Below are 6,279 nucleotides of genomic sequence, written 5' to 3'. Positions count from 1 at the left end.
CTCGACCCGCCAGCGCGAAGGAGACCGTCATGTCGACCTTCTCAGCCCGCATTGATGTCCATCACCACCTGATTCCGCCAGCCTTTGTCGCGGCGATGGCCGCACGCGGGCTGACCGAGGTCGCAGATGCTCCTGTCGATTTGCACTTCATGATGAGGCTCGGCGATTTGGACGGCAGTTTGTGCGCTTCATGTGAGACTGAGGAGGCTAGCAGCCCCACATTCGATCCCACATGAAGTGCAAACAAACGGTCGCGCCATCTCAGTGATCCGCCCAGGAGCGGCCTCCAGCCAAGGGAGGCTTCCGAGCCTGCCATGGGAGTTTCGTCATCCAGCGTGAACCGGTTGGCCAGTCTCAAATGAAATGTGAAAAGTCTCACCTGAAAGACAAGGACACGAGTGAAAAGTGGCTCCCTTAATGGCAGCAAGCTCAATGGGCCATCAGCACCGGGACCGTCATCGACTGGAGGATGGTACGGGTCGTGCCACCAAGCACAATCTCCCGTAGGCGCGAATGGCCATAGGCGCCCATCACGATCAGATCTGCGCTGACATCCGCGGCATACGAAACAAGGGTGTTGCCAATATCAACGGTCCCCCTGGCAAGGGTCTTCACATCGGCGTTGATCCCGTGCTGAGCCAGGTGCTGTGCCATCGTGTCGGCTGACGCATGCCTGACGCCCATCGGGTCGGTGTCTAATACGGTCACAACTTCCACCCGATCAGCCATCTGGAGGAGCGGCAAGGCGTCCGCGATGGCGCGGGCGGCCGGACGCCCCTCGTTCCATGCGACGAGCACTGTTCTGAGCTGTGGGGGAACATGGAGCATGTGGATATAGGGGACGATCAATACCGGCCGCCCTGACCCGAAGAGCACAGCTTCGATAACCTCAGACGTATCAGGGCCCTCAGGATTCGGTTGCTCGAGAACGACGGCATCGAAATACCGCGCGAGACGACCGACCTCTCTGCCCAGGTCTCCACTCGAGGCTTCGAGCGTCAGCGTTTCCACGGTGACATCCGTCTGCTTCGCCCTCTCCAAAAAAGCCTCAAGTGCACCGCGCGCATCCTTCTTAATCTCTTCCTGCATCCGGGAGAGGAGGTTACCTGGCATCTCCACCGAGACCATGGGAGGCAGAGCGGGACTGATCGCCGGCGAGGTCACGGTCAATCTCGCGCCACACATGTCCGCCAGCCACAGTGCATAGCGGTTGCCGGCTTCCGTGCCCTGGCGGGTCAGAAGCAACAAGTCTTTAAAGGCTGAGGCTTTGAAGGCCATACCCGCCTCCTCGATCCTAGGTGCAGCGTCGGGGCCTTTGCAGGTCCCGCTCGTACGGGATTATAGCAAGAACATTGAGGGAAGACCTATCCTCGGCTGCGGCCAAGCTAGAACTTTGACTCCGACGTGGAGTCTTGCTCGATACGATGACAGCATCGCACGTTCTCGGGCCTTGGGTCTTATATCTTTGCGAGAGCTGCACCACAGGTCTCCTTGACCGGCTCAACCTCGATCCCGTTCAGGCTGATCCCCAACGGGGCATTTCCGGGAGAGTTCATAAACCGACATGGAACGGTATTATGGGGGCAGGCAAAGGAATGGACATGACCCGTGACCCTACTGAACTCCTCTCGTCCCTGAACGCCTCAGTGCACCAATCCTTTGCGCACGAGGCGGAGTGCAATGCCAGGAATGAAAATCCAGCGGGCTGGGTATTCGTGCGCTTAGTGGACCAGATCAAAGCCTTTGAGGATCGACTGAATCCGAATGAGGAGATAGGCGGCTATCTCCCGACCGGGGTTGGAGCCGACGCCTTTCATATTCTCGCCGTGGCCTACTCGAACCCTGACCTTTTGATTTTCTCAGGCTTGAACCAGCATGGACGCCCCGTTCATCTGATCCAGCACTATACACAGTTGAGCCTTCTCCTCACGGCCCTTCCCAAGCTGAAGGAAGAGGATGAGCCGCGCCGCATCGGCTTCCTCTTGGAACAGAACCTGGGACAGGCGAAAAAATCACAGGCTCAAAGCGCATCCAAAGCCTGAAGCGTCGCGCCCATGCCGTCTCAACGGCCCGCGCTCCTGTGAGGGCACAATGAGTTCTGGCTGTTTCCCGGAGAGACAGGATCGTTCAAGACGCCGAGCATGTTCAGCGAGCAGATCACCAATGCTGTCGAGAAAGCGACGGGCCTGAGAATGCGCACTGACCAATTCCGCCATGCCGCCGCTGCCCTGATCCTGAAGCGCGAGACGGGCAATTATGAGTTCGTGCGCGGGATCCTTGGACACAAGAGCCTGAAGACCACCATGAACTTCTACATCGGCCTTGAGAGCTTCACGGCAACCCAGCGCTTTGGAGAGATCGTCGACTCCTATCTTAGTGACGAGGAGGAGAAGTGAGCATGATCACCTCCTTGCCCCTTGGCGGATGTCCCTGGACATACCTGAAAACGATCATGAAGGCCGCCGTCGCAGGCGTTGGCGAGACAGGATTGTGGATGGATCGCAATGGACGTGTCAAAGACAAACTAGGCCGTTCGGGCCGATCACCTCTCCTCGGGCGGTTTGATGGCCGAGAACTGCTGCAGCAGAGCCAGATCGTACGCCGCCTTCAGGACACCCGCGAGAACGAGCGGCCAGCCAAACGGTGATGCGGTCAGCAGCCAGCCGGATAGGAGTGGGGCAACGGCCGACGCCAAGCTCCGGGGCACGGCCGTCACGCTCGCGGCGGCCAAGCGCTCGTCCGGTCGGACCACCGCCATGACGTAGGAGGACCGGGTCGGCACGTCCATCTGAGACAGCAGGCCCCGGAGGATCAGGAGTCCGAACGCGATCCAGATCGTCGGGGCAAAGGCGGTCAGGACCAGGAACAGGCTCGACGGCAGGTGCGTGAACACCATCGTGTTGATCAGCCCAAACCGTTTGGCCAGCGGCACCGCCGCGAAGTACGAGACCGCCGAGCACAGGCTGGTCACGAAGAAGATCGCCCCGATGGTGGCGACGCCGATGCCGAACCGTTCGCTGAGCCAGATCGTCAGCAAGGAGTTGATGACGAGCCCGCCGCCAAAGGCGTCGACCGAGAACAGGGCAGCCAGACGGTAAACGATCCCGCGCGATGGTCCGAGTGGTGCGGGTGGGTTGTCAGTGCTAGCTTCCACCCGGGGCGACAGATGGCGGTAGAGAAAGATCGTAAGCAGCCCCATGCCGCCATACAGACCGAACAGGGCCGTCACTATGATCGATGGCGAAATGATCGGAGCCAGCCAATCCACCACGCCGACCGAGAGCGCTCCCAGAGCGCCAAAGAACGCTCCAACGAAGCTGTAGCGCGCGAACACCGCCGTTCGCTCCTCATCTGCCGCCACATGAGCCACCACGGTATGCTCGAGCGGCAGGAAGATGCTGACGTCGCCGCCGGAGGGGTTCAACGTCCCGACAAAGGCAATCAGAAGCAATGGCCAGAAGCCTTCAAGCCTAGCAAACCCCAGCCCCGTCATGGCCATCAAGAGGCCTGCGGCGAGCAAGCCACGGCGGCGGGGGATCCGGTAAGCAATAAGCCCGATGGCAAGAGTCAGCAGCGCGGAACCAAGCAGGGTCGCGGTCGAGATGACCCCGACGCCAAAGGCGTCGTAGCCGAGGCGCGCCAGATGGAGCGGCAGCAGGATCGCGACATAGCCATCTCCGAACGCCCGCAGGGAGCGCGCCCAGAGAACCCGCTTAATGTCCGGCGGCAGACCCTGGTTCGAATGGATTCGGACGCTCGCCTCGGAGCGGGGTTCGGCTTCGATGGTGCTGAATGATGGCATGCGGCGTCCCCTTCCGAAAACAGGACGCGATACTTAGGCATGCCGCCTCGTGGGGAGATCGCGATCCCCATGGGCTCAGTAAATGTCCGCTACCTATCCCTGTCAACCACGCGAGCATCCCTGCGTTCTTTGGGTCGCCTTCGGGTCAGATTTTCACGTTCCGATCGCTGAACAGACGTCCGCTCTTAAGCGCCGAAGCGGACCAAGCGCAGCGCTTCCACCCCCTCCCCTTGACGCTGCGCTGATCTGTTACTGAACAGAACAGAATACTTTGGTTCAGACGATATTCAGCGTGAAGGTGATGTAATCATTGCCAATTGGTGTGTTGCGTTCTCAGACTCGGAACTCTTCTGGAGACTTCAGATGCGTAAGGTCGCAATTCTTGCCGCAGCAGGCGTCCTGGCCCTTGGTAGCTTCTCGGCATCCGATGCCGAGGCTCGTTCCAGGCGTGGGGCTGGAGCTGCAGTCGCGGCCGGTGTCGTGGGTTTGGCCGCCGGCGCCATCATCGCTGGGGCTGCGTCGCAAGCCTATGCCGCTCCAGCTCCCTATTATGGGTACGCTGCGCCAGTCACGGCGTACCGCTATGGCTATGACGACGGATACTACGCCAGACCGGTTTATCGGGAGCGGCGTGTGGTGCGCTATTATGACGAGCCACGCCCGGTTTATCGCCCACGTCGGGTCGTCAGAACCTATGATTACGGCTATGATCGATCCTATTATGGGCCAGGCTATTACGGCGGCTGGTAATAGCTCCGTCAGCCATCAGGCAGAGTAAAAGGGCGGTCCTGTTGACCGCCCTTTTTGTCTTTTCCGCTGCTTCCGCGACGAGTGCCATCTCGATGGCGTTTTGTCGGAAGGCAGCCTGCTTTGCTCAGTCAGCCTCAGAGCAACCGTTCACTGACCAGCCTAAAACAAATAGTCGCACCAGAGGCATCAAAGCGCTTCCGTGCCCATGCAGTTTCATTGGCCGCAACGGGAACCAAGACCTCCCACCCAGCCTGAGGTTTGACGATCAGTGTCCAGTGCTCAAACCTTTCGAGGGTACTGCAGATGTCTAATGGACCCGCGTAATGTCGGCCGAATGAACTTTGCCTCCGGGAGGCTCGTGATTCCCTACCTTGCGCGGAAGCGCTGATAATTTCGGAAGAAACGGCATTCTGGTGACTATGAGAGGACCAACTATCCCGGCTAGGCTGGGGTTGGACCTCAGAACGGAGGGGCGGATGCTGGATCTGGTGATTGCCGCGAGGCGAAAGGATCTCGGCGGCTTCGAAGTTGGCCGAGTGCTGCCCTTCATGAGGCGGCGCATGGTCGGACCGTTCATCTTCGACCATATGGGACCGGTGGACCTGCCACCGCACATACCTCGAACAACCGACGTGCGCCCCCATCCTCACATCGGGCTCTCGACCGTCACCTACCTGTTCGCTGGCGCGATCACGCACCGGGACAGCACCGGGGCGCAGCAGGCTATCCGGCCTGGGGCGGTGAACTGGATGACCGCCGGCAGGGGCATCAGCCATTCCGAGCGGTTCGACGGCCCTATCCGGCAGAGCGGCGGGCGGGTGCATGGCATCCAAGCCTGGGTGGCTCTCCCGGAAGCCCAGGAGGAGATGGCGCCGAGCTTTGTCCATCATGCCGCTGAGGACCTGCCGGTGTTCGGGGAACCGGGTGTCTCGGCCCGACTCATTGCGGGACAAGCCTTCGGGCTGACCAATCCGGTCAGGACGCAATCACCCCTGTTCTACATCCATGCCGAGCTGCAGCCCGGCGGCCGGATCGGCCTGCCCAGCGAGTATCCGGAGCGGGCCGCTTAGTGGTGACGGGCCGGCTGGAGGCGGATAGTCAGGAATATGGCCCAGGGCAGATGCTGGTCTTCGCTGGCAGCTCGGATCCCGTCCTGACCGCCCTTGAAGCCTCGACGGTCATGCTGCTGGGCGGGGAACCTCTGGGGCCACGGCACATCTGGTGGAATTTCGTGTCATCGCGCAAGGAGAGAATCGAGCAGGCCAAAGCGGACTGGCAGAACGGGCGCATTCATCTGCCGCTGGGCGATGACCAGGAGTTCATCCCCCTGCCCGAAGACCCGAGACCTGCTCCAGAACCGATGTCCTGAGCCAGACCCGCTCTGTGATAGGCGACGTGAGAGCATGCCTCAAAGCGGTCGAGGAGGCGGCGGGCCGCCTCCTGCGCCATCACGTGCCAGTAGCGCTCGACATCCTGCTCGATGCGCGTGTCTCGCTCCGCACCGGAGAGGATGGGATACCAGCCAGAGCGCTCAATCGCTTCCTTGAGCAGCGCCCGCGCTTCCCGTTCCACCTGATCTGGTCCGATGCTCACCATTCAAGTCACGCCCTGATGCGGTGGACGGTAAAGAAAAGACCGCTGTTCCCAGCGGCCTTGAGTTGAGAGGGGCCGCCCTCTTTCCAGAGAACCGTTGCGTCCATCGTCGAGAACGCGCGAATGCGAAAGAT

7 protein-coding genes and 1 pseudogene are annotated in these 6,279 nt (G+C 60.7%); 6 read left to right on the top strand and 2 right to left on the bottom strand.

The window, feature by feature from the left end; translation table 11 throughout:
- Window positions 1-236 (top strand): hypothetical protein (locus tag ACS5Q1_RS08875; RefSeq protein WP_473097804.1); only part of this gene is annotated, 236 nt, incomplete at its 5' end.
- A 193-nt stretch (window positions 237-429) separates the two neighbouring features.
- On the opposite strand, the gene ACS5Q1_RS08870 is transcribed toward ACS5Q1_RS08875, so the two are convergent.
- Window positions 430-1,278, bottom strand: a complete 849-nt coding sequence (locus tag ACS5Q1_RS08870) for a universal stress protein (protein ID WP_473097803.1) — start codon at window positions 1,276-1,278, stop codon at window positions 430-432.
- 134 nt (window positions 1,279-1,412) lie between these two features.
- Here ACS5Q1_RS08870 and ACS5Q1_RS08865 point away from each other — a divergent pair, with 134 nt between their 5' ends.
- Both ACS5Q1_RS08865 and ACS5Q1_RS08860 read left to right on the top strand, forming a co-directional pair.
- On the top strand, window positions 1,413-2,042 hold the full coding sequence (locus ACS5Q1_RS08865) for a DUF6173 family protein (protein WP_473097802.1): 630 nt from the start codon (window positions 1,413-1,415) through the stop codon (window positions 2,040-2,042).
- A 60-nt stretch (window positions 2,043-2,102) separates the two neighbouring features.
- Window positions 2,103-2,396 carry a site-specific integrase gene (locus tag ACS5Q1_RS08860; RefSeq protein ID WP_473097810.1) on the top strand — a complete coding sequence of 98 codons (294 nt, stop codon included), beginning with the start codon at window positions 2,103-2,105 and terminating at the stop codon, window positions 2,394-2,396.
- 146 nt (window positions 2,397-2,542) lie between these two features.
- On the opposite strand, the gene ACS5Q1_RS08855 is transcribed toward ACS5Q1_RS08860, so the two are convergent.
- Window positions 2,543-3,802, bottom strand: a complete 1,260-nt coding sequence (locus tag ACS5Q1_RS08855) for an MFS transporter (RefSeq protein WP_473097801.1) — start codon at window positions 3,800-3,802, stop codon at window positions 2,543-2,545.
- A 363-nt stretch (window positions 3,803-4,165) separates the two neighbouring features.
- Here ACS5Q1_RS08855 and ACS5Q1_RS08850 point away from each other — a divergent pair, with 363 nt between their 5' ends.
- From ACS5Q1_RS08850 to ACS5Q1_RS08840, 3 genes and pseudogenes are all read left to right on the top strand, one after another.
- The gene (locus ACS5Q1_RS08850; protein WP_473097800.1) at window positions 4,166-4,552 is read left to right on the top strand and encodes a hypothetical protein; all 387 of its coding nucleotides are present in this window, start codon (window positions 4,166-4,168) and stop codon (window positions 4,550-4,552) included.
- A gap of 476 nt (window positions 4,553-5,028) precedes the next feature.
- A pseudogene (locus tag ACS5Q1_RS08845) lies at window positions 5,029-5,921 on the top strand (pirin family protein).
- Window positions 5,922-5,947: 26 nt separating this feature from the next.
- On the top strand, window positions 5,948-6,214 hold the full coding sequence (locus ACS5Q1_RS08840) for a hypothetical protein (RefSeq protein WP_473097799.1): 267 nt from the start codon (window positions 5,948-5,950) through the stop codon (window positions 6,212-6,214).
- Window positions 6,215-6,279: the final 65 nt, after the last annotated feature.

Source organism: Microvirga sp. GN3 (assembly GCF_055792825.1).
Note: the sequence above shows the minus strand (reverse complement) of the source record. Positions and strands in the feature narration are given on the sequence as shown.

Excerpts from the sequence above, each read along its gene's own strand:
- ACS5Q1_RS08850 (WP_473097800.1), top strand. The coding sequence starts at position 4,166 with ATGCGTAAGGTCGCAATTCTTGCCGCAGCAGGCGTCCTGGCCCTTGGT.
- ACS5Q1_RS08855 (WP_473097801.1), bottom strand. The coding sequence starts at position 3,802 with ATGCCATCATTCAGCACCATCGAAGCCGAACCCCGCTCCGAGGCGAGC.
- ACS5Q1_RS08870 (WP_473097803.1), bottom strand. The coding sequence starts at position 1,278 with ATGGCCTTCAAAGCCTCAGCCTTTAAAGACTTGTTGCTTCTGACCCGC.